A 25532-nucleotide genomic window follows, 5' to 3' on the forward strand; every position below is an offset into this window, starting at 1 on the left:
CCGGGGCGACATGAGACGGGTAGCCCGGATAAGGCGCTCGCGCCGCCATCCGGGGGTTCCCGCCATCGGGGTTCCCGCCATCCGGGAACGTGTTCCCTGAGGTGATATCGCTCGCCCTTTTCACGCCAGCCGTTTGATTTTCCAGCGTAAAAAGGGTACGTTTTCACCTTCCCTCCCAGCGTGAGCAGTCGTGCATTATGCCTATTATTCAGTCTGTTGAACGAGCCCTGACGATCCTCGACCTGTTTAACGAACAAGCCACGGAACTGAAGATAACCGACATCAGTAAACAGATGGGCCTGAGTAAAAGCACCCTCCATTCGCTGCTCAAAACCTTACAGCTGCACGGCTATATCGATCAGAACCCGGAAAATGATAAATACCGCCTGGGCATGAAGCTGGTCGAACGCGGTCATTTCGTGGTGGGGACGATGGATATTCGCCAGCAGGCGAAAATCTGGCTGACGGATCTCTCGCAGCGCACCGGGCAGACCACCCACCTCGGCATTCTTGACGGCCACGAAGGCGTCTACATCGAGAAAATCGAAGGCAGGCTCGCCGCCATCGCCTACTCGCGCATCGGCCGTCGGCTCCCCATCCACGCAACGGCGATCGGTAAGGTGCTGATCGCCTGGCTGAGCGAGGCGGAGCAAAATACCCTACTGGAGGGCTATCAGTACACGCCGTTTACCCCTGCGACGTTGACCTCCCGCGAGGCGCTGCTGGCGGCGCTGGCGCAAACCCGCGCCCAGGGCTATGCGCAGGACAGCGAAGAGAATGAGCAGGGCGTGCGCTGCGTGGCGGTACCGGTGTGGAACCATGAATCGCGGGTCATTGCCGCGCTGAGCCTGTCCACGCTCACCTCCCGCGTCGATGAAGCCGAGCTCGCGCGTTACCGCGCCTTGCTGGAAGAGGCCGGGCGCCAGCTGTCAAAAGCGCTGGGCTACCCGGCCTGAAGACTTATCCGACTACCGGCTCATAGCTAAAGTAGTCAAAATCCGCATAGCAGCCATCGCCGCTGATATCCTCGCAGTGCAGGCCGACAAAAGCGCCGGTGAAGAACCCGCGCCCGCCGATGTAATCATCCGACAGCTTCCAGGCGGCATATTCCACCGGCACGGTGTGCCACTGCTCGCCGTCAAACGAGTAGCTGTAGCGATAGACAAGATGGTCGACATCAACCCGTAACCACACGCTCTGCGCGGCATCCGGGACCGCAATCGGACGTTCATGCAGCGGCCACGACGGCACGTTGTGATCAAGCTGCAATACCTTAATGGTTCTGCCCTGCCCCTCTTCATAGTCAACGAAGCAGTAGCTCCAGTTTTTGCTGTTGTAATAGCAGGTTAAGCCAGCGCTCTGCTGAAAATTCTCCGGAGCAAACTCCATCCGCGTTTCGGCGCGGAAGGCAAAGTGCTGCCAGCGCCGGGCGACGGTGGACTGGGTGAACGTCGAGTTGAGCGAATCGTTGCCATACAGGCGCAGAAAACCTGGCCGGGCATGCAGCGAGCCCAAGGTCTCGTCGAAGGGGATACGCAGCGTTTGCAGCTCCGGGTTGAGCGTCGGGCCGTGGAACGCGTCCCGCCAGCGCTCGTCAGCCACGACACGGCTTTCGGCCATTTGCGGCCCCGGCACGTTCAGCTGCGCGTGTTTGCCCCCTTCCACCGACGGCCAGCCGTCGTGCCAGGCGATGCGCGCGATGCCGGTTTCCCGCCCCAGCGAGCAGTAGCCGCGCCCGCCGGAGGCCAGCAGCGGCACGCCGGGTAAGCGCTGCGGGCGACTGGTGAGATAGGCCATATACCATTCGCCGGTGTGCGTCTCCAGCAGCGAACCGTGGCCGCTTTTTTGCAGCGGATTTTCCGGCAGATGCCAGCTGGTCATCAGCGTCCCGTCCGGGTGCAGTTCATACGGCCCGACGATATTTTTCGCTCTCAGTACCACCACCGCATGTTCATAGCTGGTGCCGCCTTCGGCCACCAGCAGATAGTACCAGCCCTCTTTGTGATACAGATGGGCCCCTTCGGTGTAGCGCAGCGCCGTCCCGGTAAACAGGGTTTTTCGCGTCTTCGACAAGGTCTGCGTCTGCGGGAAATACTCCTGCAGGACGATGGTGCAGTGCGGGTCGCTGTGGTGACGCGGCCCCCACGGCCGGTAAATATAGTATTTACGTCCGTCCGAATCGTGAAACAGCGACGGGTCGAAACCGCCGTTGCCCATCGCTATCGGCTCACTCCACGGCCCTTCAATGGAGGGGGCGGTGACCAGATAGTTGCGACCGTTTTTCCACGGCGAATCGACGATTTTCACGTCGGTATACAGCAGCCAGAACAGCCCGTCGGCGTAGCTCAGGCACGGCGCCCAGATCCCGCCGGAGTCGGGGTTGCCTTTCATATCCAGCATCGATACGCGGTCCAGCGGCGTGCTCACCAGCGACCAGTTTTTCAAATCCCGCGAGTGGTAAATGCGCACCCCCGGAAACCACTCGAAGGTGGACGTCGCGATGTAGTAATCCTCGCCCCGGCGGCACATTGACGGGTCCGGGTTAAACCCGGTCAGAACAGGGTTAGTAATCGTATACATATTGCCTCCTGCTTAATGGGATGTCGCGGCAGCGGCGGCAGAAACATCCTCTTCCTGCTCCGCGCGATGTTGACGTAATTGCTGGCTGATGGCCTCAACCCGGGCGTCGCTCAGTTTGTACAGTGAGAGCATGATGAACATGCCGACATAGAGCACCACCGGCACCACGCAGAACAGGATTTTGATGGTGGTTAATACCTCAACCGGCTGCACGCTGCTGCTGGCGGAGTAGTTCACGTAGGCCAGAATCCAGCCCACGACCGCGCCGCCGATGGCCAGGCCAATCTTCAGGCTGAACAGATAGGTGGAAAAAACCAGCCCGTCGAGACGTCGCCCGCTGCGGCTTTCTTCGTAATCCACCACGTCTGAGGCCATCAGCCATTGCAGCGGCGTGGTGGTGTTAAAGACGAACAGGAAGACAATGTTGAGCGCGAAAATCAGCGCGATATAGTCCGCCGGAGTGACGAAAATCAGCAGGCTAATCAGAGAGTAAATCACGATAATCGCTTTAAAGGCCTTCACCCGATCGAAGCGTCCCAGCAGGCGCGAAGAGGCCAGCGAACCGAACATGGTGGCGATGCTGCCGTAGAGCAGGAACTGCATCGCCATCTCCGGATGGTCCATCACGTATTTCACGAAGTAGAGCGTGGCCCCGCCGCGAACCACGTTGGAGCAGGTCGCCATCATTTTGAAAGCACACATGATGCGCCACTGGGTATTGCCGAACAGCAGCTTAAGATCTTTCGTCACCGATGCGCCCGGCTGCACATCGAAGGTGTAGCGCTCTTTGGTGGTGAAGAAGCACACGTACAGCAGCACCACGCCAATCAGCCCCAGCACGCACATCGCGCCAAAATAGCCTGTCTGTTCGTTGCCCTTGCCAATAAAACCAACCAGCGGCAGCGCGATCCCGCTAATCGCCAGCGACCCGGCGGCGGCGAGGAAAAAGCGCCATGATTGCAGCGCATGGCGCTCTTTCGGATCCGCCGTAATCACCCCCGGCATCGCGCAGTAGGGGACGTTAACGAAGGTGTAGACCAGCGTCAGCAGAATGTAGGTCACGCTGGCATAGATAATTTTGCCCTGCGCGGAAAAGTCCGGCGTGTAGAAGGTCAGCATACAGACGATGCCGAACGGAATGGCGCCCCACAGCAGGAACGGGCGGAACTGACCGTAGCGGGTACGGGTGCGGTCCACCAGCAGCCCCATCAGCGGATCGGTGACGGCATCCAGCACGCGGGAAACCAAAAACAGCGTCCCCATAATACCGGCGGAGAGGCCAAACACATCGGTGTAGAAATAGGCCAGCAGAAACATCGTCGCCTGCCAGACGAAACCGCACGCGGTATCGCCCAGCCCGTAGCCGATTTTATCTTTCATGGTTAATTGCATATTTATCCCCAACCCCAATGAGTGGAATGGCGCAAACGTCAGGGACCTGAAAAGGGAATACGTACCCGCTGCAACGTCAGGAAATCACCCATGATCCGTGTGCTTACTGTTCACGTTTTCGTGTTAATAGAGTGTAAGAAGATGTGCATTTTTACGGCAATGGCCATTTTTAATTTATGAATTATGTTTTTTGGTTTTTGTGATTGCCATCGTTATAAAAAAGGGAAGGTGATAATATTTTTTCGTCTTTATTTTTAAATGGTTATAAAAAATAAAATATAGCCAAAAATATATTTAACGCAGGCACGAAAAAGCCGTCCGCGGAATATTTCCGCAGACGACATTGAACCTGAAATTAATTAAATACCGAGTGCTTTTTTACCGGCGTTAATAACCTCAATAATTTTATCTGTGTCGTATATACAGCCTTTCCAGGTCCCGCCGCTGACCGATTGCAGCGCCGCCCACAGGCGGGTATCGTCGGGTAAAAAATCATGGGCGTGCAGATCGGGATGCGGCGCTCTTGCCGCCAGCTCCGCCGCCCCCTCTTGCGCCGTCAGCCGCTTTTGTGGCGTGCCGATGAAGTTGACGCTGCCGGTTAAAGCCAGACGGTCGACCACGATCTCAATGACATCGTTATCGCGCAGCTTGCCGATGGGCCCGCCCGCCAGCGCCTCCGGGGCGACATGGCCGAAGCAGGCGCCGGTCGACACGCCGGAGAAACGGGCATCGGTGATCAGCGACACCGTCTTCCCCCACGAGACATGTTTCAGCGCCGAGGTCAGCTGATAGGTCTCTTCCATGCCGGTGCCGGACGGTCCACCGCCGATCACCACCATAATATCGCCCCGCTCGATCTCGCCGTTTTTGATAGCCTTGATCGCCCGCTCCTCAGAGACAAATACCCGCGCCCGTCCGGTATGGCGATACACGCCGTCGTCGCCCACCACCGACGGATCGATCGCCGTGGCTTTGATCACCGATCCTTCCGGCGCAATATTGCCGACCGGGAAGGCCACCGTGGAAGTGAGTCCTTTGGCTTTCGCCCGCGTCGGCGGGAGGATCACATCATCCGGATCGACGCCGTCCTGTTGGCGCAGACACTGGCGGAATTTTTCACGCCGCTCGGAAGTCTGCCACCAGTCGAGGTTTTCCCCCACCGTCTGGCCGGTCACCGTCATCGCGTCCAGATGCAGCAGGCCAAGATCGCGCAGGTGCAGCATCACTTCCGGTACTCCGCCGGCGAGGAAAGCCCGCACCGTCGGGTGGTAGTCCGGCCCGTTCGGCAACACGCTGACCAGTCGCGGGACGTTGCGGTTGACTCGCGTCCAGTGTGCGACATCAGGAATGGTGCACCCCGCCGCATGGGCGATGGCGGGGATGTGCAGCAGAAGGTTGGTCGAACCGCCGAACGCCGCGTGGATAACCATCGCATTTTCGATAGCCTTATCGGTCAGAATATCGCGCGTGGTAATACCGCGATTATCCAGTTCGCTCACCGCCCGCGCCGACTGGCGAGAGATCTCCAGCCAGACGTCCTGCCCCGATGGCGCCAGCGCCGAATGCGGCAGCGCCAGGCCGAGCGCTTCCGCCACCACCTGCGAGGTGCCCGCCGTGCCTAAAAACTGGCAGCCGCCCCCCGGCGAAGCGCAGGCGCGACAGCCCAGTTCGGCGGCCTCCTGCAACGACAGCTCATGGTTGGCGTAGCGCGCGCCGATGGTCTGGACTTTACCGGCGTCTTCGCCGAAGGTCGGCGGCAGCGTCGCCCCGCCGGGAACCAGAATCGTCGGCAGATCATGCATCGCCGCCAGGGCGATCATCGTGGCCGGCAGGCCTTTATCACAGGTGGCGACACCGATCACCGCCCGGCGCGTCGGCAGCGAGCGGATCAGCCGCCGAAACACGATCGCCGCATCGTTGCGGTACGGCAGCGAGTCGAACATGCCGTGCGTGCCCTGGGAGCGGCCATCGCACGGGTCGCTGACGAAGGCGGCGAAAGGAATCCCGCCGTTGCGGGTAATCTCTTTGGCTGCCGCCTGCATCTGCAGGCCAATTTCCCAGTGGCCGGTGTGGTAGCCCAGCGCTACCGGGCGGCCATCGCCGGCGCGAATCCCGCCCTGGGTGCCAATAATCAACACCTCTTTACCGGTGAGCTTGTTGGCGTCCCAGCCCATGCCGGCGTTTTGCGTCATCCCGAACAGATTGCCGCTCGGCGATTCCATCAGCATTTGCGGCGTCAGCGGCAGCGCCCCCTGCGGACCGGCGGCATGGGTGATGACCGCATAAAACGCATCATCCTGGGGAGTGAAAATCGTCTCTATTGCCATCTTCATTTTCCGGTTTAGCAGAGTCTGAGCTGCTGTAGCAGCGTTTTGAGCTGTCTCTTTTTCGCCTCATCCAGCGCAGAGGACGGGGGCAGCACATACGTGGAGATCGGCCGCCCGCACAGCACGATCGCCTCTTTAATCACATTCACAAACGGCGTATCCAGCTGGTACAGCTGCGGGATCTGCAGCAGCGTCTGATGGTAGCGCGCGGCTTCCGCCAGGTTGCCGTCGCGGAAGGCCTGCAGCAGCTTCACCGAAATCTGCGGGGCAAAGTTGCCGCTGGCCGAGATGGCCCCGTCGCCACCCAGCAGCAGGGTGTTAAACAGGTGGTCATCGAAACCGCACAGCACCGCAAAGCGCGGGTGCGCCGGTTTCACCGTCTCAATCATGCTGCGCAGATGGGCCACCGAGTCGATGGTGTCTTTGATGCCGACAATATTGCTGCGCGAGTCGGCGAGAGTTTTGACCAGCGCGGGTGTGAGATCCTGGCCGGTCAAGGCCGGGAAGTTATACAGCAGCACCGGCAGCGTGACGCTGTCGGCCACCTGCTGGAAGTAGCGAATCAGGTTGGGCTCAGAGACTTTCCAGTAATAGGGGTTAATCACCACGATACCGTCGGCACCGGTCTGCTGCGCGTGCTGGCTGAGTTCAATGGTTTCCCGGGCGTTGGTGCCGCCGGTGCCAATCAGCACCGGCACCCGGCGGTCGACGTGGGCGATGGCGAAGGCGGCAATGGCTTTGCGCTCGCTGGCGTTGAGCTGCGAGAACTCCCCGCCGCTGCCGAGGAAGAACAGGCCATCGACGCCCGCAGCGATCATATCGTCGATCAGCGCGGCGGTGCCCGGTTTATCGAACTGGCCATCGGCGGTAAAAATGGTGGAGACGGGCGGAATAATCCCCGAAAACTGCACGGTTTGCGGCATGAGATCTCCTTGCTGAATTACATTGTTCTACATTATAGAACAGTGTTCTTTTATTTAATGACCATACTATGCCGCCGGCAAAGAGAAGGTAAATGGGGCGATGGACGCAAGTGCACGTTTTTCAGACTGGATCACAAAATGCTGCAACACCCTATCCGCACAACAACCCGGCCCCCACCTCCCCCGGGTTACGCACCGGCACCGACTGTAACCCCGGTAAGCGCAGCGCGACCGGGGGATATTTCCGGGCCGCGGTGGCCCCCCCGGTGGCGGGAACCCCGGATGGCGGCGCAAGCGCCTTATCCGGGCTCCCCTCCATGTAGCCCCGGTAAGCGCAGCGCCACCGGGGGATATTTTCGGGTGTGGTGGCCCCCCGGTGGCGGGAACCCCGGATGGCGGCGCGAGCGCCTTATCCGGGCTACCCTCCCACGTAGCCCCGGTAAGCGTAGCGCCACCGGGGGATATTTTCGGGTGTGGTGGGAATTCCCCGGTGGCGGGAACCCCGGATGGCGGCGCGAGCGCCTTATCCGGGCTACCCTCCCACGTAGCCCCGGTAAGCGCAGCGCCACCGGGGGAGGTTTCTGGATTGCAGGAGACGCTGTATTCGCGATGCGGCCCGCATGGCAGGCGAAGGGCTGGGCGAGTGGAATGATCAAGGTGTTAGCCTGGTATGGACGCGTTTATGGCGCGGCACGTAAAGCGGAAAAAACAGGCCACAGCGCGGTGTGGCCTGAAAGTGGATCAACGATTAGATTCCTGCCGTTTCCCGAATGTATTTCCGCGCTTTGAGGGCATATTCGAAGGGGTTAGCCAGCGCGGGATCCTGTTCGGCTTCAACCACCATCCAGCCTTTGTAGCCAAAATCATCCAGCAGTTTGAACACCGGACGGAAATCAATCACGCCATCGCCAGGCACGGTGAAGGTGCCCTTTTTCACGCCATCAAGGAACGACAGCCCTTCGCGACGGACCTGTTCAATCACCGGCGGACGTACGTCTTTCAGGTGCACGTGGTTGATACGCGGCAGGTATTTCTGGAGGATCGCCAGCATTGGCGCTTCGCCCCCTTCGGAATACCAGGCGTGTCCGGTGTCAAACAGCAGGAAGACGTTGTCATCGACCAGCGACATAAATTTGTCGATCTCTGCGGTGGTCTGGATACCGGTCCCCATATGATGGTGCAGGCACACCTGCATGCCATACCCGGCGGCCAGGCGCCCCAGCGTGTTGTAACCTTCGGCGACACGCTGCCACTCTTCCTCGCTAAAGCAGGGTTTTGCCTCGCCGATAATCGGTTTTTCCAGCCCCTGAATACTGCCGCTTTGCTCGGAGCAGCCAATCACTTTTGCCCCCATCGCATGCAGGAAATTCATGTGATTCACGAACTCATCGATGGTCTTTTCCCGCTGCCCGTTGGCAAAAAAGGTGCTGAACCAGGCATTGCAGATCTGCATGCCGCGAATATCCAGCATCGGCTTCAGCACCGCCGGATCGCGCGGATATTTGCTGCCCACTTCGCTGCCGCTAAACCCCGCCAGCGCCATTTCGCTGACAATCTGCTGAAAGGTATTTTCGCAGCCCAGCTCAGGCATATCATCGTTGGTCCAGCCAATCGGGGCGATGGCCAGCTTGACGTTATCTTGGTTCATAAGATTGCTCCTGCCGCCGCATCCTGGCGACGCGGCGATTTATCTTCGAGAGGTTTATGCCCGTCGCGACCGGCCGGTTTGCCGGACGGCGCGCGAGCGTTGACCGTGGCGTAAGCAGAGTGTCGATTAGCGCTGGTAGAACGCCGGGCACTCGGGCAGCGTCACCGCGACCGGTTCGCTGCTCTCCTGCGCCTGCAGGCAGGCATCGGCCGCGACGGAGGCCGCATAGCCGTCCCACGCCGACGGTCCCTGCAGCTGGCCGGCTTTCACATCATTGATAAAGGCCTGCAGCTCCACGTCGTAGGCTTTGATAAAACGATCTTTCCAGTCGGTGAGGATCGCGGTCGACAGGTTGGCGCTTTTACGCATCTGGATAGCCGACGGCTCCGGCAGACGGGCAATCCCCGTTTCCCCGACCACTTCGCACTGGATGTCGTAGCCGTACTGGCAGTTGACGAACACTTCGACGTCAATCAGGGTGCCTTTACGCGTTTCGAAGGAGACAATCTGCGGATCTCTCAGACGCGGATGGGTATGGGAGGTGGAGCGCGGAAAGCGCACCTGTACCGAGCGATAGTCATCGTTGAGCAGCCAGCGCAGCACATCCAGCTCATGGATCAGAGTGTTGGTGATCGCCATGTCGGTGGTGTAGTTCTCACCGACCGACTGGTTACGGTGCGCGCAATGCAGCATCAGCGGCGCGCCGATATCGCCATCATCAATGACTTTTTTCAGCGCCAGGTAGCCTTCATCGTAAGGGCGCATAAAGCCGACCTGCACCAGCCGACGGCCCGCTTTCATTTCCGCATCGACAATGCGACGGCAGCCTTCCGCGCTCATCGCCAGCGGTTTCTCGCAAAACACCGGTTTGCCGGCGGCGATCGCCGCGAGGGTATACTCTTCGTGCGTCGGATCCCACGAAGTAACAAGGATAGCGTCGACATCGCTGGACTGGATAACATCGTGGCCGTCGGTGTAGATTTCCGCCTGCACGCCCGGCAGCGCCACCGCCGCACGCGCGCTCTCCACATTGATATCGGACACCGCCACCACGGTGGCGCCCTGTAAGACCTGGGTGCAACGACGGATATGTTCTTTACCGATGGCGCCAGCGCCGATGACACCTAATTTGAGTGACATAGTGGTTTTCTCCATGATTCTGTAGAGTTCAAGGTGAGTATTCTGTTTTAGTAATCGCGCGCTTCGGCGCGTTTTTCATTAATCATTTCAGCAACTTTACGAATACGTTCTGACAAGGCAGTTTGGGCGACGCCGACGTTCCACCAGCTGCCGTAGGAATGCACCATGGTCTTCGGCAGCACTTTAATATCAATCAGCGTACTGACCGTCTCGCGACGCGCGGCCTCCAGGGCGTGACGCAGCTCACTCAGGGTAGTGACGCGCCAGGTTTTACAGCCATAGCCCGCCGCAATAGTGGCGAAATCGACCGGCATCAGGCCGCCCCGCAGCTGCCCGTTTTCCGCTGAGCGATAGCGAAACTCGGTGCCGAAGCTGCCCATACCGTGGCCAATCTGCAGGTTGTTGATACAGCCGTTGGCCATATTGTCGAGCAGTACAACGTTGATCTTCGCCTGCTCCTGCAACGAGGTCACCAGCTCAGAGTGCAGCATCATGAAAGAGCCGTCTCCGACCAGGGAATAGACTTCGCTGTGCGGTTGCGCCAGCTTCGCGCCCAGCGCGGCATTCACTTCATAGCCCATGCAGGAGTAGCCGTACTCTACGTGATAGGTGTTGGGCGCCCGGTTGCGCCAGACGCGCTGTAGATCCCCAGGCAAGCTGCCCGCCGCCGCCACAATCACCGCATCCGCCGCGAGCGTCTCATTGAGTACCCCCAGCACGCTGCTCTGGGTCAGCGTGGAGTCGGTTATCTGGCGAAATTCCCGGTACACCGACTCGCGATCGAGGGCATCATCGATTTCAGGGACAAAAGCCTTTTCCTGCCAGACGGCCTGATAGACACGCTGAGTCTCTTGCAGCTGACGGCTCTGCGCACTGTCGATCTGCGCGCCCCAGCCCGCCTGCCAGCCTTCGTCGGCCAGCGCGCTGTCCAGCGACGTCAGGGCTTCGCGGGCATCGGCCAGCAGCGGGATGCCGTCGAGTTTCCAGGCGTCGAAGTTGCTGACGTTCACGTTCAGAAAGCGCACGCCGGGGTGCCGGAACAGCCATTTTGATGAGGTGGTAAAATCGCTAAAGCGGGTACCGATACCGATAACCAAATCGGCCTCTTTCGCCAGCAGATTGGCGGCCAGGCAGCCGGTTTCCCCGACGCCGCCGACGTTCAGCGGATGCGAGGAGACCACCGCCCCTTTCCCGGCCTGGGTTTCGGCGAAGGGCACGCCATAACGTTCGGCGAAGCGGGACAACGCCTCGCCGGCACCGGCATATTTCACGCCGCCACCGCAGATAATCAGCGGCTTACGGCTGGCTTTAATGGCCGCGACCGCATCCGCCAGTTGGGCGGCGCTGGCCGGGCGGCGATCGAGCCGATGCACGCGGCGCGCAAAGAAGGAAACGGGATAATCCCAGGCCTCGCCCTGCACATCCTGCGGCAGACAGAGGGTCACGGCGCCGGTTTCCGCCGGATCGGTCAGGACGCGTATCGCGTTAATGCAGGCGCTCATCAGCTGTTCCGGGCGCGTGATGCGGTCCCAGTATTTGCTGACGGCCCGGAAGGCGTCGTTGGTGCTGATGCTCAGGTCATAGCTCTGTTCAACCTGTTGCAGCACCGGGTCCGGCTGACGGGTAGCAAACACGTCGCCGGGCAGCAGCAGCAGAGGAATGCGGTTGGCGGTGGCCGTCGCGGCGGCGGTAATCATATTGGCCGCGCCCGGACCGACGGAGGAGGTGCAGGCGATAATCTGGCGGCGCAGAGACTGGCGGGCAAAACCGGTGGCGACATGCGCCATACCTTGTTCGTTGCGCCCCTGGTAGACCCGCATTTCGCCGCTGTCTTGTTCCAGCGCCTGGCCCAGCCCCAGCACGTTGCCGTGGCCGAAGATGGCGAAAATACCTTTTACGAATTTATGCTCTTCGCCATCGACTTCGAGAAACTGGTTATCAAGGAACTTCACCAGCGCCTGTGCCACTGTCAGTCTCAGTTTGCCCATCTTGCACAATCCTTATTTTCAGTATTTGTGTGTGGGTTAGCGCGTTTTCCCCGTGCTACATGCTTGTCACAGCTGCGGGAAATCGTTAACGTCCACTGGAATACCTCTGGATTATAGGCAAACATTTTTTTCATTAAATAGAAATACAGAAAAAATATTTCATTTTGCGAGAAGGATCAAACTCTCTCCCTGTTTCACCCGTTTCACGCCCGTCAGCCGCCCCGCCCTCGGCCGCTCAGGGCGCATGGCTGCTTAAATATCCCTTTTAAAATCATGTATAAAGCAGGCTCTCACCGGACCATGTCGCACCAGGTGTCACCCGCGCCGCCGATCCTTTGCCGAACGGGGCCTGGCGCGGCAGAGTGGTAGATCCCTCACACTTTTGGTTTTTTAATTTCGATCTCATTTGCAAATGAAATATTTATTTCTCAAACTAGGAATAACCGTTCACCCTCAGGCTGTGTGTGGAGACCTTGTCGGCATTCCGACCCTTCCGTACAGCAGATATGTAAAAGGAAACCCTAGCTATGAATGCAGCAGTAAAGCGGCTCGACGTCATCTGTATTGGCCGGGTGGCTGTCGACCTCTATGCCCAGCAGATTGGCGCAAGGCTAGAAGATGTTGCCAGTTTCTCTAAATATCTGGGCGGATCTTCCGGCAACGTCGCCTTTGGCACCGCCATTCAGGGATTAAAATCTGCCATGCTGGCGCGCGTCGGCGATGAGCATAATGGCCGTTTTTTACGCGAAACGCTCAGCCGGGCCGGGGTCGATACCGAATACCTGATCACGGATAAACAGCGTCTCACCGCGCTGGTGATGCTGGGAATTAAAGATCAGGAGACCTTCCCGCTCATTTTTTACCGTGATAATTGTGCCGATATGGCGCTGGTGCCTGAGGATATTAATGAGGAGTACATCGCCTCTTCCCGTGCGCTGGCGGTAACGGGCACCCACCTTTCTCATGCCAGTACCCGTGCGGCCGTATTGAAGGCGCTGGAGTACGCCCGCCGTCACGGCCTGCGCACCGCGCTGGATATCGATTATCGTCCGGTGCTGTGGGGATTGACCTCGCTGGGAGACGGTGAAACGCGTTTCATCGAATCCGGTCCGGTCACCAGTCAGCTTCAGGAAGTGCTCCATCTGTTCGATTTAGTGGTCGGGACAGAAGAGGAGTTCCATATCGCCGGCGGCAGCACCGATACGCTGACCGCGCTGAAAAATGTCCGCCATGCGACCAAAGCGACGCTGGTCTGCAAACGGGGTCCAATGGGTTGCGTGGTGCTGGAAGGCGATATTCCCGATAGCTGGGACGGCATTCCGCTTCAGCAGGGGGTGCGGGTCGATGTACTCAACGTGCTGGGCGCGGGGGATGCCTTTATGTCCGGTCTGCTGCGCGGCTGGCTGAATGACGAAGGCTGGGAGCAGGCCTGTCGTTACGCCAACGCCTGCGGCGCGCTGGTGGTCTCGCGTCACGGTTGTGCGCCGGCGATGCCAACCAAAGTCGAGCTGGATGATTATCTGCTGCGGGCGGAATCCGTCCCGCGTCCGGATATCGACGCGCGCTTAAACCATTTACACCGCGTCACCAGTCGCCGTCAGCCGTGGCCGGAACTGTGCATCTTCGCTTTTGATCATCGTAAACAGCTGGCCGATCTGGCCGATGAAACCGGGTGCGATCCGGCCTCTATTCCCCGCCTTAAGCTGTTGCTGCTGGCCGCCGCCGAAGCCGCCGCCAAAGAGGCGGGGCTGGAACAGCGGAGCGGTATTCTCGCCGACGGCACCTACGGTCAGAGCGCGCTGAACGCCATTACTGGCAAAGGCTGGTGGATTGGTCGTCCGGTCGAGCTGCCGGGTTCGCGCCCGCTGCGTCTGGAGCACGGCAACATTGGATCTCAGCTGATCGACTGGCCGCTGGAGCATGTGGTGAAATGCCTGGTCTTCTATCATCCGGCAGATCCGGCGCCGCTGCGCGCGGAGCAGGATGCGCTGCTGCTGGAAGTCTGGCAGGCCTGCAACAAGTCCGGGCACGAGCTGCTGCTGGAGGTGATCCTGCCGGAAAACGGCCCGGATAAAGACGAGCGCCACTATCACACGATGCTGGAACATTTTTACCGGCTCGGCATTCAGCCAGACTGGTGGAAACTGCCGCCGCTCTCCGGCGCCAGTTGGGAAAAGATAGCTGACCTTATCGCGCGCGAAGATCCCTGGTGTCGCGGGATCCTGCTCCTTGGCCTCGATGCGCCGTCAGATCGGCTGCGCGCCGGGTTTGCCGAGGCCGCCAGCCACCCGATCATCAAAGGCTTCGCCGTCGGGCGCACCATCTTTGGCCAGCCGTCACGGCTCTGGATGGCGGGCGAGCTGAGCGATGAGGCGCTGATTGGCGAGGTGAAACGCAACTACCTGACGCTCATCGGCTACTGGCGCGAAGCCCGCGGTTAACCGCGATAAAACCCGCCCACATCTCCCGGTGCGGGTTTTTTTCTGTTTCTTCGTGAAATGAATCGCGTATTTCATCGCAAAAAATGAAAAATTCGCTTCATTTGGTACACTGGAAGTTATATTCCTTTCATTTTCTCAGAGCGCAATCTATGGCCAATAATCCGACCCAACTGACCATCCTGCAGGATGAAATCCGGCGTCGCTACGATACATTAAGCAAACGCTTAAAACAGGTGGCTCGCTATATTCTGGATAACAGTAATAGCGTCGCTTTCGACACCGTCGCCTCCATCGCCCAGCAGGCGGATGTCCCGCCATCGACGCTGATCCGTTTCGCCAATGCGTTCGGTTTTAGCGGCTTTAACGAAATGAAACAGATGTTCAGACAGCATCTGATGGAAGAGACCGCCAACTATACCGAACGCGCGCGCCTGTTCCGCCAGACCACCAATGATGAAACGTCGCCGCCGGAAACACCGACTGAAATTCTCAATATGTTCACCATGGTGAATACCCAGGCGCTGCAGCAGCTGGCGATGCAGACTTCTGGCGATGAACTCGAGCGCGCGGTCGCTCTGCTGGCGGAGGCGGAGAATATTTATGTGATTGGTCTGCGCCGCTCGTTTAGCGTCGCCTCCTATTTGACCTATGCGCTGCGTCATCTTGATCGTAAAGCGTTTCTGATCGATGGCCTCGGCGGCATGTTCACCGAACAACTGAGCCTGGTGGGCCCAAAAGATGTGGTGGTCGCCGTGAGCTTCTCGCCCTACGCGCGTGAAGTTGTCGAGCTGGTTGAGCTGGGCGCCCAGCGCAAAGCGCGGCAGATTGCGATTACCGACAGCCAGGTCAGTCCACTCGCAGCCTTCAGCGATGTCTGCTTTGTGGTTCGTGAAGCGCAGGTTGACGGTTTCCGCTCCCAGGTGGCCTCTCTGTGCCTGGCCCAGACGCTGGCCGTTTCACTGGCGCTGAGCAGCAGCAATGAACCGCAAGTCCAGCAGAGCCTCGCCTGACCCCGCTCCCTCTCCCGGATGGCGGCGCCAGCGCCTTATCCGGGCTACTCTCCCACGTAGCCCCGGTAAGCATAGCGCCACCGGGGAATATTAACGCTGCCTGCGGGAGAATATTAACGGTGCCCGCAGGGGAATATTTCCGCCGCCAGGTAACTCCCCGGATGGCGGCGCCTGCGCCTGATTCGGGCTACCCTCCCACGTAGCCCCGGTAAGCGCAGCGTCACCGGGGAATATTAACGCTGCCTGCGGGAGAATATTAACGCTGCCTGCGGGAGAATATTTCCACCGCCGGGTCCTCCCCGGATGGCGGCGCCTGCGCCTTATTCGGGCGACCCTCCCATGTAGCCCCGGTAAGCGCAGCGCCACCGGGGAATATTACCGGGTGGCCACCGGGTAACAGCAGCAGACAAAAAGGGCCGCTAAGCACAAGCTTAGCGGCCCTGTTAACGCTTACGATGCGTCAGTCGTGACGAGGATAATCAGGACTATTGATCCACGCGTGGTCCTCTTCCCAGGTAAACAACCACTTGCGCTCCGGCCCGGCCATCACGTTCAGATAATAGCTGTCATATCCGGCAATCGCCGCGACCGGGTGATAGCCGCGCGGCACCATCACCACATCGTGGTTATAAGGCGCCATGCAGATATCCAGGCTACGGTCATCGGTATACACCCGCTGGAGGGCGAAGCCCTGCGGTGGATCGAAACGGTGATAGTAGGTCTCTTCCAACTGGGTCTCTTTCCCCGGCTGCGGGGTATCGTGCTTATGCGACGGCCAGGAGCTGGTGGCGCCTTCGTCGGTATACACCTCCACCACCAGCAGACAGTCGGCCTGCGCATTATCCGGCAGAATATTATGCACAAGACGCTGGTTACGCCCTTTGCCACGATGCTCAACCCCCACATCCTGCGGACGAATCACCCGCGCCGGCAGCGTCCCTTTACCCGGCGCGCTGCACACCGCCAGTTCAAGGTCAGAATCCGCCGTCACCTGCACCTTGTCCTGCGGCGGGACGTACACCGCCCACGGCGGCGTACGTTCAAACGGCGACATTCGCTGGCCCAGCCCCGGGAAGTCGGTCGTCGTCGTTTTGACCGACGCCAGCCCGGCGACCAGCACCAGACACAGCTCGCGCTCGCCGCTTTCCAGCGTCATGCTCTGTCCTTTTTTCAGCATCCACACATCAAAACCGATATAGCGCCAGCCGGCGCTTTGCGGCGTGATGTGCTGGATCTGCCCCTCTTTTCCCGATTTAGCCAGTAACGACATGGCGTTCTCCTTCGCCGATTAACCTAATGTCGGCATGCTGAATTCAGATACGGTTTGCTGCCCTTCCGGCCAACGCACGGTGGCGGTTTTCATACGGGTGTAGAAACGCACGCCGTCAGGACCATGGACGTTGAGGGCGCCGAATACCGAGCGTTTCCAGCCGCCGAAGCTGTGGAAGGCCATCGGTACCGGAACCGGCACGTTCACCCCGACCATCCCGGCCTGGACATCATGTACGAACTCACGGGCGGTGTGCCCATTGCTGGTGAAAACGGCGCTGCCGTTGCCAAATTCATGGCTGTTCACCAACTCCAGCGCGCTGCGATAGTCCGCCACGCGGACAATGCCCAGTACCGGTCCAAAAATCTCTTCCCGCCAGATGGTCATATCCGGCGTCACGTTGTCGAACAGCGTACCGCCGACATAGTACCCGTCATCATAGCCTGGCACGCGCAGCTTACGCCCGTCGACGACCAGTTTCGCCCCTTCGCTGGCGCCTTTATCGATATAGCCCAGCACCTTTTTCTGATGGGTATCGGAAACCACCGGACCCATTTCGTTCTCTTCGTTGCCGCGCATGCATCCCGGCCCGACTTTCAGCGCTCCCACCAGCGGCTTCAGACGCGCAATCAGCTTATCCGCCGTTTCATCGCCCACCGCGACCACCACCGGCAGCGCCATGCAGCGCTCGCCCGCGGAACCAAACGCGCCGCCCATAATCGCATTCACCGTGGCATCCAGATCCGCATCCGGCATCACAATCGCGTGGTTTTTCGCCGCGCCAAAGGCCTGCACGCGTTTGCCGTGGGCGCTGGCGGTTTTGTAGATATATTCGGCAACGCCGGAAGAGCCCACGAAGCTGACCGCCGCAATGCGCGGATCGGTATACAGCTGCCCGGCATCGTCGTTGCTGCAATGGATAACGTTAAAGACGCCATCCGGCAGGCCCGCTTCCTTCAGCAGTTCAGCCAGGCGTACCGCGGCTGTCGGAGCCAGCGCCGGTGGCTTAAGGATGAAGCTGTTGCCGCAGGCCAGCGCCAGCGGGAACATCCACATCGGGACCATCGCCGGGAAGTTAAACGGCGTAATCCCCGCCACCACGCCCAGCGGCTGCATCAGCGAATAGCTGTCCACGCCAGTGCCGACGTCAGATGAGTATTCGCCTTTAATCAGATGCGGAATACCGCAAGCAAATTCAACCACTTCCAGGCCACGGGTCAGTTCACCCAGTGCGTCCGACCAGACCTTACCGTGCTCGCTAACGATGATTCCCGCCAGCTCTTCAGCATGTTGCTCAAGCAGCATTTTAAAGTTGAACAGGACGCGGGCACGGCGTAGCGGCGTGGTGCGCGACCAGCTTTCAAACGCATCACGGGCAACCTGAATGGCATCAGAGACTTCCTGAGCGGTCGACAAAGTGACTTCGCGCACCACCTTGCCCGTCGCCGGGTCATACACCGGCATCGTTTCATTGCTGCTGCTGGTGACGGTTTTTCCGCCGATAAAGTTTCCTGTGATCGTCATCTTCTCGCCTCATGGTGTGGGAAGGCCAACGCTGCGGCCCCTTTCCGATTTTGCTGTGCTATAACCGTAGTAAAATGAAACTTATATTTCAATATTGATATGGAATGAAATTCTATTTTGGTGATGACCGTCGCATTTCCCGGCTGCGGCACTCACCTTTCGTCAAGAAAGCATGTCCGGCAAGATTCAGCTGCGACGCCCCCTGCACCCGATGCGACTCCGACAGCGAAAGTACGATTATTTGCGAAGCAGCTCAAAGATTCACCATTTCAGTCATTGCTAATTATGAAATAAATGTTTTGACTTACAGTCGGTCGAATAAACCCAACCTATGGTCATTCAGGAGAGCCGCATGGCTATCGCACTGCAACGTTTCTGTCTTAATCGCAAGATCGCCCCATCCCTGAGCATCGAGGCCTTTTTCCGTCTGGTGAACAATCTTGGCCTGAATAAGGTCGAGCTGCGTAATGATTTGCCCACTGGCAAGGTGACCGACGATCTGAGCCATCAGCAGGTGCGTGAGCTGGCCGACCGTTACCATATTGAGATTCTGACCATCAATGCGGTGTACCCGTTTAACCGCCGCACGGAGCAGGTGCGCGGCCTGGCCGAAGCGCTGTTGCAAGAGGCCAGGGCTATTGGCGCCAAATCGCTGGTCCTGTGCCCGCTCAACGATGGTAGTGAGGTGCCGGCCAGCGAAACCCTGAACGCGCTGCGCGATCTGTCGCCGCGGTTCTCGTTTTACGGCGTGCAGGGTCTGGTTGAACCGCTGGGTTTCCCGCAAAGCTCACTGCGCTCTGCCGCCCAGGCGCAGGCGCTTATCCGCGATGCGCAGGTACCGTTTAAGCTACTGATTGATACCTTCCACCACTATCTCTATCCACAGGCGGATGCCGGGTTTAGCCAGGTGGACATCGCTGACATCGGTCTGGTGCACCTCTCCGGCGTGGAGGACGCCCGCCCACGGGAAAACCTGACCGACGACGAACGTATCATGCTGACGACAAAAGATCGGCTGCAAACCTGTGAGCAAATCCAGCGTCTCGAAGCCCGGGGTTATCGGGGCGTGTATGCGTTTGAACCGTTTGCACCGGAGCTGGCATCCTGGAGCGAAGAGGATATCCGCCGCGAGACGGAACGGAGCATCGCACTCATTCAACACCATTGCGCCTGAGAGAAATCAGCGCCACGCCAGGCGAATGCAGCGATTTCTCACCTCGGTTTGCGGCCAGTTTGCCTATAATCGACGCAGGATAAATGGAGGAATCGATCATGAGCTCACCCCTGCTGATTGCCCGCACGCGGGAAAAACAGCTGCATTTACTGCCGGGAATGGCCAACCGTCACGGCCTGATTACCGGCGCGACCGGCACCGGTAAAACCGTCACCCTGCAAAAACTGGCGGAGTCCTTTTCAGAAATCGGCGTGCCGGTCTTTATGGCCGATGTGAAAGGCGATCTGACCGGGATTGCCGCCGCGGGCCAAAACACGGAGAAACTGCAGGCGCGGCTGGAAAAAATCGGCGTTACCGACTGGCAGCCCCACGCTAACCCGGTGGTGGTGTGGGATATTTTCGCCGGGAAAGGCCATCCGGTCCGGGCGACGGTGTCCGACCTCGGGCCGCTGCTACTATCGCGATTACTCAATCTCAACGACGTCCAGTCCGGGGTGCTGAATATTATCTTTCGCATCGCCGACGATCGCGGTCTGCTGCTGCTCGACTTTAAGGATTTACGCGCCATCACCCAGTTTATCGGCGATAACGCGAAAACCTTTCAAAACCAGTATGGCAACATCAGCAGCGCCTCGGTCGGCGCCATCCAGCGCGGCCTGCTGACCCTTGAGCAGCAAGGCGCGGAACACTTTTTCGGCGAGCCGATGCTTGATATTCAGGACTGGATGCGCCTCGATGAGCACGGCAAAGGGGTGATTAATATCCTCAGCGCCGAAAAGCTGTATCAGATGCCGAAACTCTACGCCGCCAGCCTGCTGTGGATGCTCTCGGAGCTCTACGAGCGCCTGCCGGAAGCGGGCGATCTCGAGAAGCCGAAGCTGGTCTTTTTCTTCGATGAAGCGCATCTGCTGTTTAACGATGCGCCTCAGGTGCTGCTGGACAAAATCGAGCAGGTGATCCGCCTGATTCGCTCCAAAGCCGTAGGGGTTTACTTCGTGTCGCAGAACCCGTCGGATATTCCAGATGCGGTTCTCGGCCAGTTGGGCAACCGCGTTCAGCACGCCCTGCGCGCCTTTACGCCGAAAGATCAGAAAGCGGTAAAAACCGCGGCGCAGACCATGCGCGCCAACCCGGCTTTCAGCACCGAACAGGCCATCCAGGAGCTGGGCACCGGCGAAGCGCTGATCTCCTTCCTCGATGAGAAAGGCAGCCCTTCGGTGGTTGAGCGCGCGATGGTCATCGCCCCCTGCTCACGAATGGGGCCGGTGACGGACGACGAGCGTAATGGCCTGATTAACCACTCCGCGCTGTACGGCAAATATGAAGAAGAAGTCGATCGCGAGTCCGCCTATGAAATGTTGCAAAAAGGCGTGCAGGTCGCTACGGAACAGCAGGCTTCGCCGCCGGTGAAAGGCCAGCAAAGCGGCGATGACGACGGGCTGCTCGGCGGGCTAAAAGATATTTTGTTCGGCACCACCGGTCCGCGCGGCGGCAAGCATGATGGTCTGGTACAAACGGCCGCTAAAAGCGCGGTTCGCCAGGTGACCAATCAACTGGTGCGAGGAATGCTGGGCAGTCTACTGGGAGGAAGACGCCGTTAGCATAATCCCTGCACGCCCCCGGGTTGCGGCGCAAGCGCCTTACCCGGGCTACAGGGCCGGGCAGTTTACTGGGAGGAAGACGCCGTTAGCATAATCCCTGCACGCCCCCGGGTTGTGGCGCAAGCGCCTTACCCGGGCTACAGGGCCGGGCAGTTTACTGGGAGGAAGACGCCGTTAGCATAATCCCTGCACGCCCCCGGCTTGCGGCGCAAACGCCTTATCCGGGCTACAGGGCCGGGCAGTCGACTGGGAGGAAGATGCCGTTAGCATAATCCCTGCACGCCCCCGGGTTGCGGCGCAAACGCCTTATCCGGGCTACAGGGCAACGAGGCGAAACGCTGAGGGCATCCAATAAAACGGCAGACACAAAAAACCCGGCATTGCTTGCGCCTGGCCGGGTTATCCGTATGACTACGCTTTTCTCATCATCAGCCAGAGGCTTATAAGGAAGAAGCTGGCGCTGGGCAGCAGCGCGCCGATAATCGGCGGGATGCCGTAGACCAGCGTCAGCGGGCCAAAAATCTGGTCCAGCACGTAGAAGATAAAGCCAAAGCTTATCCCGGTGACGACCCTGACCCCCATCGCCACGCTGCGCAGCGGGCCGAAGATAAACGACAGCGCCATCAGCATCATCACCGCCACCGACAGCGGCTGGAAGATTTTGCTCCACATGTTGAGCTGGTAGCGTCCCGGGTCCTGTCCGCTGGATTTCAGATAGGTCACGTAGTTATGCAGGCCGCTGATCGACAACGCATCCGGGTCCAGCGCCACCACCCCCAGCTTGTCGGGCGTCAGCCTGGTTTTCCAGGTGCCGCTGACCATCTGCGAGCCGGTTATCTGTTTCGGGTCGGTCAGGTCAGACTCATCGACCTGCGACAGGCGCCAGACTTTATTGTCGTTGTCGAATTTCGCCGCAGCGGCGTAGCGCACGGTCTGCAAACGGCGCTGGTCGTTAAACGTGTAAATACTCACGCCGCCCAGTTCATCGTTCCCTTTCACCCGTTCGATATAGACGAAGTTATGCCCGTCTTTCGCCCACAGCCCCTGCTGAGTCGACAGCAGCGAACCGCCGTACATCTGCTGGGCGCGATAATTACGCGCCATCTGCTCGCCCTGCGGCGCCACCCATTCGCCGATCGCCATAGTCAGCAGAACCAGCGGGATCGCGGTTTTCATCACCGCCAGCGCCACCTGCAAACGGGTGAAGCCGGAAGCCTGCATCACCACCAGTTCGCTGCGCTGCGCCAGCATCCCCAGACCAAGCAGGGCGCCAAGCAGCGCCGCCATCGGGAAGAAAATCTGCACATCTTTTGGCACGCTGAGGATGGTATACAGCCCGGCACCCAGCGCGTCGTAGCTGCCCTGGCCGGCTTTTTTCAACTGGTCGACAAACTTGATAATGCCCGAGAGCGACACCAGCATGAACAGCGTCATCATGATGGTGTTGAAAATCGTCTTACCGATATAACGGTCGAGTACGCCAAACGCCTGCATCACACCGCTCCTTTGTTAAAACGGGCACGGAAGCGGCGCATCGGCACCGTATCCCACAGGTTCAGCAGCACGGCCAGCGCGAAATAGAGCAGGTTAATCCCCCACATCCAGATCATCGGATCGATTTTACCTTTACCGCCGTTTGACTTAATCGAGGTTTGCAGCAGGAAGAAGACCAGATACAGCAGCATCGCCGGCAGCATCGACAGCACGCGGCCCTGACGCGGGTTCACCACGCTCAGCGGAACCACCATCAGCGCCATAATGAACACCGTCGCCACCAGCGTGAAGCGCCAGTGCAGCTCGGCGCGGGCGCGGTCGGTATCGGTGCGCCACAGCGTGCGCATGCCCATCTGCTCGGTGTCGTCAGGATCCGAGGCCACCGCCTGATGGCCAATAATGGCCTGGTAATTTTTAAAATCGGTGATGCGGAAATCGCGCAGCATCGCCGTACCTTCAAAGCGGGTGCCCTGGTTCATGGTCACCACCTGCGAGCCGTCTCTCTTCTGCGTCAGCTCGCCGGAATCGGCCACCACGACGGAAGGTCGCGCGTTACCTTTCGGCCTCAGCTGCGCCAGGAAAACATCATGGAAGTGTTTGCCGTTAACGTTTTCAATAAACAGCACGGCGCTGCCGTCGCTGGCCTGCTGAAACTGGCCCTGGGCCAGCGCAGCCATGCCGGGGTTGGCTTTCGCTTCCGCCAGCACTTCGTCCTGATGACGGGATGACCAAGGGCCAGCCCACATAACGTTGACCGCCGCCACCGCGCCGGTAAACAGCGCGAGGATCATCGCCGCTTTCACCAGCACGGCCTTGCTCAGGCCGCAGGCATGCATCACCGTGATTTCACTTTCAGTATACAGTTTGCCCAGCGTCATCAGCAGCCCGAGGAATAAGCTCAGGGGCAGAATGAGCTGCGCCATTTCCGGTACGCCCAGGCCTAACAGCGAGAGCACCAGATTTGTCGGGATATCGCCATCCACCGCCGCGCCCAAGATCCTGACCAGTTTCTGGCAAAAGAAAATCAGTAACAGGATGAACAGGATCGCCAACTGGCTTTTCAGCGTCTCACGAACCAGATATCTTATGATTATCACTATAAATACGCCCGTTAAAACCTGTCTTTGCTCGTTATTCTTCACGTTCCAGGTGCGTTGACTGCACCCGCTAACCTCAGTCACATCGTTAGCTATGTTCCTGAGGGTTCACGGCCTTGCCGCCTTCCTGCAACGCGAATAATTTAGAGCACAGTTGCTGGAAAATTGCTTGTTTCATGGCTTAAACGTCATTTATTCTCTTTGGTCTTCGAAATCATCGCTAAGATTAAATGACTCACTGGTTCCGCATATCAGGTTTTTTCTGACGAACCAAAGCCGTAATAACGTTAAGATTAACACGAAGTCACCGCAACAGCGGACATGAGTTACGAAAGCTTTCAATTCTATCCGTAGCCACCGTCGTTGTCTTTAAGATTCAGGAGCGTAGTGCATGGAGTTCAGTGTAAAAAGCGGTAGCCCGGAGAAACAGCGGAGTGCCTGTATCGTAGTCGGCGTCTTTGAACCGCGTCGCCTCTCCCCGATTGCCGAACAACTCGATAAAATCAGTGACGGCTATATCAGCGCGCTGCTGCGTCGCGGTGAACTGGAAGGTAAGCCTGGCCAGACGCTGCTGCTGCACCATGTGCCCAATATTCTGTCAGAACGTATTCTGCTGATTGGCTGTGGCAAAGAGCGTGAGCTGGACGAGCGTCAGTACAAGCAGGTCATTCAGAAAACCATTAATACTTTGAATGATACCGGTTCAATGGAAGCCGTCTGCTTCCTGACCGAACTGCATGTGAAAGGCCGTAACAACTACTGGAAAGTTCGCCAGGCCGTTGAGACCGCCAAAGAGACGCTGTACAGCTTCGATCAGTTGAAAACCAACAAAAGCGAGCCGCGTCGCCCGCTGCGTAAAATGGTCTTCAACGTCCCGACCCGTCGCGAGCTGACCAGCGGCGAGCGCGCCATCCAGCACGGACTGGCGATTGCCGCCGGTATCAAAGCGGCCAAAGATCTCGGCAATATGCCGCCAAACATCTGTAACGCCGCCTATCTGGCCTCTCAGGCCCGTCAGCTGGCCGATACCTACAGTCAGAATGTGATCACCCGCGTCATCGGCGAACAGCAGATGAAAGAGCTGGGCATGAACTCGTACCTGGCGGTCGGCAACGGTTCGCAGAATGAATCGCTGATGTCGGTGATTGAATACAAAGGCAACCCGGCGGAAGATGCGCGGCCGATTGTGTTGGTCGGCAAAGGGCTGACCTTTGACTCCGGCGGTATCTCCATCAAGCCTGCCGAAGGCATGGACGAGATGAAGTACGACATGTGCGGCGCGGCGGCGGTCTACGGCGTGATGCGCATGGTCGCAGAACTTCAGCTGCCGCTGAACGTGATTGGCGTTCTCGCCGGCTGTGAAAACATGCCTGGCGGCCGCGCCTATCGTCCGGGCGATGTCCTGACGACCATGTCCGGTCAAACCGTTGAAGTGCTGAATACCGACGCCGAAGGCCGTCTGGTGCTGTGCGATGTGCTGACCTATGTTGAGCGTTTCGAACCGGAAGCGGTGATTGACGTCGCCACGCTCACCGGCGCGTGCGTGATTGCCCTCGGCCATCACATCACCGGCCTGATGTCTAACCACAATCCGCTGGCTCATGAGCTGATCGGCGCATCCGAACTGGCTGGCGACCGCGCATGGCGTTTACCGCTGGGCGACGAATATCAGGATCAGCTGGAGTCTAACTTCGCGGATATGGCTAATATCGGCGGGCGTCCTGGCGGGGCGATCACCGCCGGCTGCTTCCTGTCGCGCTTTACCCGTAAGTACAACTGGGCGCACCTGGATATCGCCGGCACCGCATGGCGTTCCGGGAAAGCGAAAGGCGCTACCGGCCGTCCAGTCGCCCTGCTGTCGCAGTTCCTGCTCAATCGCGCCGGGTTTACTGGCGAAGAGTAATTGCCGTCTGATGCCCGGCG

17 protein-coding genes are annotated in these 25532 nt (G+C 59.0%); 6 read left to right on the forward strand and 11 right to left on the reverse strand.

Annotated features, from left to right (window positions below):
* The first annotated feature begins 197 nt into the window (after window positions 1-197).
* Window positions 198-956 (forward strand): IclR family transcriptional regulator, encoded by a 759-nt coding sequence (locus CWM52_RS17910; protein WP_100685341.1) that lies wholly within the window; start codon window positions 198-200, stop codon window positions 954-956.
* Between the two features lie 4 nt (window positions 957-960).
* Here CWM52_RS17910 and CWM52_RS17915 read toward each other — a convergent pair whose 3' ends face one another.
* The 7 genes from CWM52_RS17915 to iolD all read right to left on the reverse strand — a co-directional run bounded on the left by CWM52_RS17915 (window position 961) and on the right by iolD (window position 11998).
* Entirely contained in the window at window positions 961-2580 is a 1620-nt protein-coding gene (locus tag CWM52_RS17915) for a glycoside hydrolase family 43 protein (protein ID WP_100685342.1), read from the reverse strand.
* A 12-nt stretch (window positions 2581-2592) separates the two neighbouring features.
* Window positions 2593-3972 (reverse strand): glycoside-pentoside-hexuronide (GPH):cation symporter, encoded by a 1380-nt coding sequence (locus CWM52_RS17920; protein ID WP_100685343.1) that lies wholly within the window; start codon window positions 3970-3972, stop codon window positions 2593-2595.
* 359 nt (window positions 3973-4331) lie between these two features.
* The gene (locus tag CWM52_RS17925; RefSeq protein WP_100685344.1) at window positions 4332-6299 is read right to left on the reverse strand and encodes a YjhG/YagF family D-xylonate dehydratase; all 1968 of its coding nucleotides are present in this window, start codon (window positions 6297-6299) and stop codon (window positions 4332-4334) included.
* Between the two features lie 14 nt (window positions 6300-6313).
* Complete coding sequence (locus CWM52_RS17930; RefSeq protein WP_100685345.1) at window positions 6314-7222, reverse strand: dihydrodipicolinate synthase family protein; 909 nt, start codon at window positions 7220-7222, stop codon at window positions 6314-6316.
* 748 nt (window positions 7223-7970) lie between these two features.
* Entirely contained in the window at window positions 7971-8870 is a 900-nt protein-coding gene (gene iolE, locus CWM52_RS17935) for a myo-inosose-2 dehydratase (protein WP_100685346.1), read from the reverse strand.
* 126 nt (window positions 8871-8996) lie between these two features.
* Window positions 8997-10010 carry a Gfo/Idh/MocA family protein gene (locus CWM52_RS17940; protein WP_100685347.1) on the reverse strand — a complete coding sequence of 338 codons (1014 nt, stop codon included), beginning with the start codon at window positions 10008-10010 and terminating at the stop codon, window positions 8997-8999.
* Window positions 10011-10057: 47 nt separating this feature from the next.
* Entirely contained in the window at window positions 10058-11998 is a 1941-nt protein-coding gene (gene iolD / locus CWM52_RS17945; RefSeq protein WP_100685348.1) for a 3D-(3,5/4)-trihydroxycyclohexane-1,2-dione acylhydrolase (decyclizing), read from the reverse strand.
* A 527-nt stretch (window positions 11999-12525) separates the two neighbouring features.
* On the opposite strand from iolD, the gene CWM52_RS17955 reads away from it, so the two are divergent.
* Window positions 12526-14439 carry a bifunctional 5-dehydro-2-deoxygluconokinase/5-dehydro-2-deoxyphosphogluconate aldolase gene (locus tag CWM52_RS17955; RefSeq protein WP_100685350.1) on the forward strand — a complete coding sequence of 638 codons (1914 nt, stop codon included), beginning with the start codon at window positions 12526-12528 and terminating at the stop codon, window positions 14437-14439.
* 149 nt (window positions 14440-14588) lie between these two features.
* Complete coding sequence (locus tag CWM52_RS17960; protein ID WP_100685351.1) at window positions 14589-15449, forward strand: MurR/RpiR family transcriptional regulator; 861 nt, start codon at window positions 14589-14591, stop codon at window positions 15447-15449.
* A 460-nt stretch (window positions 15450-15909) separates the two neighbouring features.
* Here the strand turns inward: CWM52_RS17960 and iolB are convergent, their stop codons facing one another.
* Window positions 15910-16719, reverse strand: coding sequence for a 5-deoxy-glucuronate isomerase (gene iolB / locus CWM52_RS17965; protein ID WP_100685352.1), 810 nt, complete (start codon window positions 16717-16719; stop codon window positions 15910-15912).
* 18 nt (window positions 16720-16737) lie between these two features.
* Window positions 16738-18243: a CoA-acylating methylmalonate-semialdehyde dehydrogenase gene (locus CWM52_RS17970; protein ID WP_100685353.1), complete on the reverse strand. Its 1506-nt coding sequence runs from the start codon at window positions 18241-18243 to the stop codon at window positions 16738-16740.
* A gap of 352 nt (window positions 18244-18595) precedes the next feature.
* Between CWM52_RS17970 and CWM52_RS17975 the strand changes: the two genes are divergently transcribed.
* Window positions 18596-19417: a TIM barrel protein gene (locus CWM52_RS17975; RefSeq protein ID WP_100685354.1), complete on the forward strand. Its 822-nt coding sequence runs from the start codon at window positions 18596-18598 to the stop codon at window positions 19415-19417.
* A 98-nt stretch (window positions 19418-19515) separates the two neighbouring features.
* Window positions 19516-21018 (forward strand): helicase HerA-like C-terminal domain-containing protein, encoded by a 1503-nt coding sequence (locus CWM52_RS17980; protein ID WP_100685355.1) that lies wholly within the window; start codon window positions 19516-19518, stop codon window positions 21016-21018.
* 411 nt (window positions 21019-21429) lie between these two features.
* Here CWM52_RS17980 and lptG read toward each other — a convergent pair whose 3' ends face one another.
* The gene (gene lptG / locus CWM52_RS17985) at window positions 21430-22512 is read right to left on the reverse strand and encodes an LPS export ABC transporter permease LptG (protein WP_100685356.1); all 1083 of its coding nucleotides are present in this window, start codon (window positions 22510-22512) and stop codon (window positions 21430-21432) included.
* On the reverse strand, window positions 22512-23609 hold the full coding sequence (gene lptF, locus CWM52_RS17990) for an LPS export ABC transporter permease LptF (RefSeq protein ID WP_100685357.1): 1098 nt from the start codon (window positions 23607-23609) through the stop codon (window positions 22512-22514). The genes lptG and lptF overlap by 1 nt, the downstream gene beginning before the upstream one ends.
* A 391-nt stretch (window positions 23610-24000) precedes the next feature.
* Between lptF and pepA the strand changes: the two genes are divergently transcribed.
* Entirely contained in the window at window positions 24001-25512 is a 1512-nt protein-coding gene (pepA, locus tag CWM52_RS17995) for a leucyl aminopeptidase (RefSeq protein ID WP_100685358.1), read from the forward strand.
* The last annotated feature ends 20 nt before the right edge of the window (window positions 25513-25532 follow it).

The organism is Raoultella sp. T31, from assembly GCF_002806725.1.
GTDB lineage: Bacteria > Pseudomonadota > Gammaproteobacteria > Enterobacterales > Enterobacteriaceae > Klebsiella > Klebsiella electrica.

Coding starts and splice junctions, on each gene's coding strand:
- CWM52_RS17920 (WP_100685343.1), bottom strand. CDS start 3,972: ATGCAATTAACCATGAAAGATAAAATCGGCTACGGGCTGGGCGATACC.
- pepA (WP_100685358.1), top strand. CDS start 24,001: ATGGAGTTCAGTGTAAAAAGCGGTAGCCCGGAGAAACAGCGGAGTGCC.
- CWM52_RS17940 (WP_100685347.1), bottom strand. CDS start 10,010: ATGTCACTCAAATTAGGTGTCATCGGCGCTGGCGCCATCGGTAAAGAA.
- CWM52_RS17960 (WP_100685351.1), top strand. CDS start 14,589: ATGGCCAATAATCCGACCCAACTGACCATCCTGCAGGATGAAATCCGG.
- CWM52_RS17925 (WP_100685344.1), bottom strand. CDS start 6,299: ATGGCAATAGAGACGATTTTCACTCCCCAGGATGATGCGTTTTATGCG.
- CWM52_RS17910 (WP_100685341.1), top strand. CDS start 198: ATGCCTATTATTCAGTCTGTTGAACGAGCCCTGACGATCCTCGACCTG.
- CWM52_RS17980 (WP_100685355.1), top strand. CDS start 19,516: ATGAGCTCACCCCTGCTGATTGCCCGCACGCGGGAAAAACAGCTGCAT.
- CWM52_RS17930 (WP_100685345.1), bottom strand. CDS start 7,222: ATGCCGCAAACCGTGCAGTTTTCGGGGATTATTCCGCCCGTCTCCACC.
- CWM52_RS17955 (WP_100685350.1), top strand. CDS start 12,526: ATGAATGCAGCAGTAAAGCGGCTCGACGTCATCTGTATTGGCCGGGTG.
- iolE (WP_100685346.1), bottom strand. CDS start 8,870: ATGAACCAAGATAACGTCAAGCTGGCCATCGCCCCGATTGGCTGGACC.
- CWM52_RS17970 (WP_100685353.1), bottom strand. CDS start 18,243: ATGACGATCACAGGAAACTTTATCGGCGGAAAAACCGTCACCAGCAGC.
- CWM52_RS17915 (WP_100685342.1), bottom strand. CDS start 2,580: ATGTATACGATTACTAACCCTGTTCTGACCGGGTTTAACCCGGACCCG.
- lptG (WP_100685356.1), bottom strand. CDS start 22,512: ATGCAGGCGTTTGGCGTACTCGACCGTTATATCGGTAAGACGATTTTC.
- iolD (WP_100685348.1), bottom strand. CDS start 11,998: ATGGGCAAACTGAGACTGACAGTGGCACAGGCGCTGGTGAAGTTCCTT.
- iolB (WP_100685352.1), bottom strand. CDS start 16,719: ATGTCGTTACTGGCTAAATCGGGAAAAGAGGGGCAGATCCAGCACATC.
- CWM52_RS17975 (WP_100685354.1), top strand. CDS start 18,596: ATGGCTATCGCACTGCAACGTTTCTGTCTTAATCGCAAGATCGCCCCA.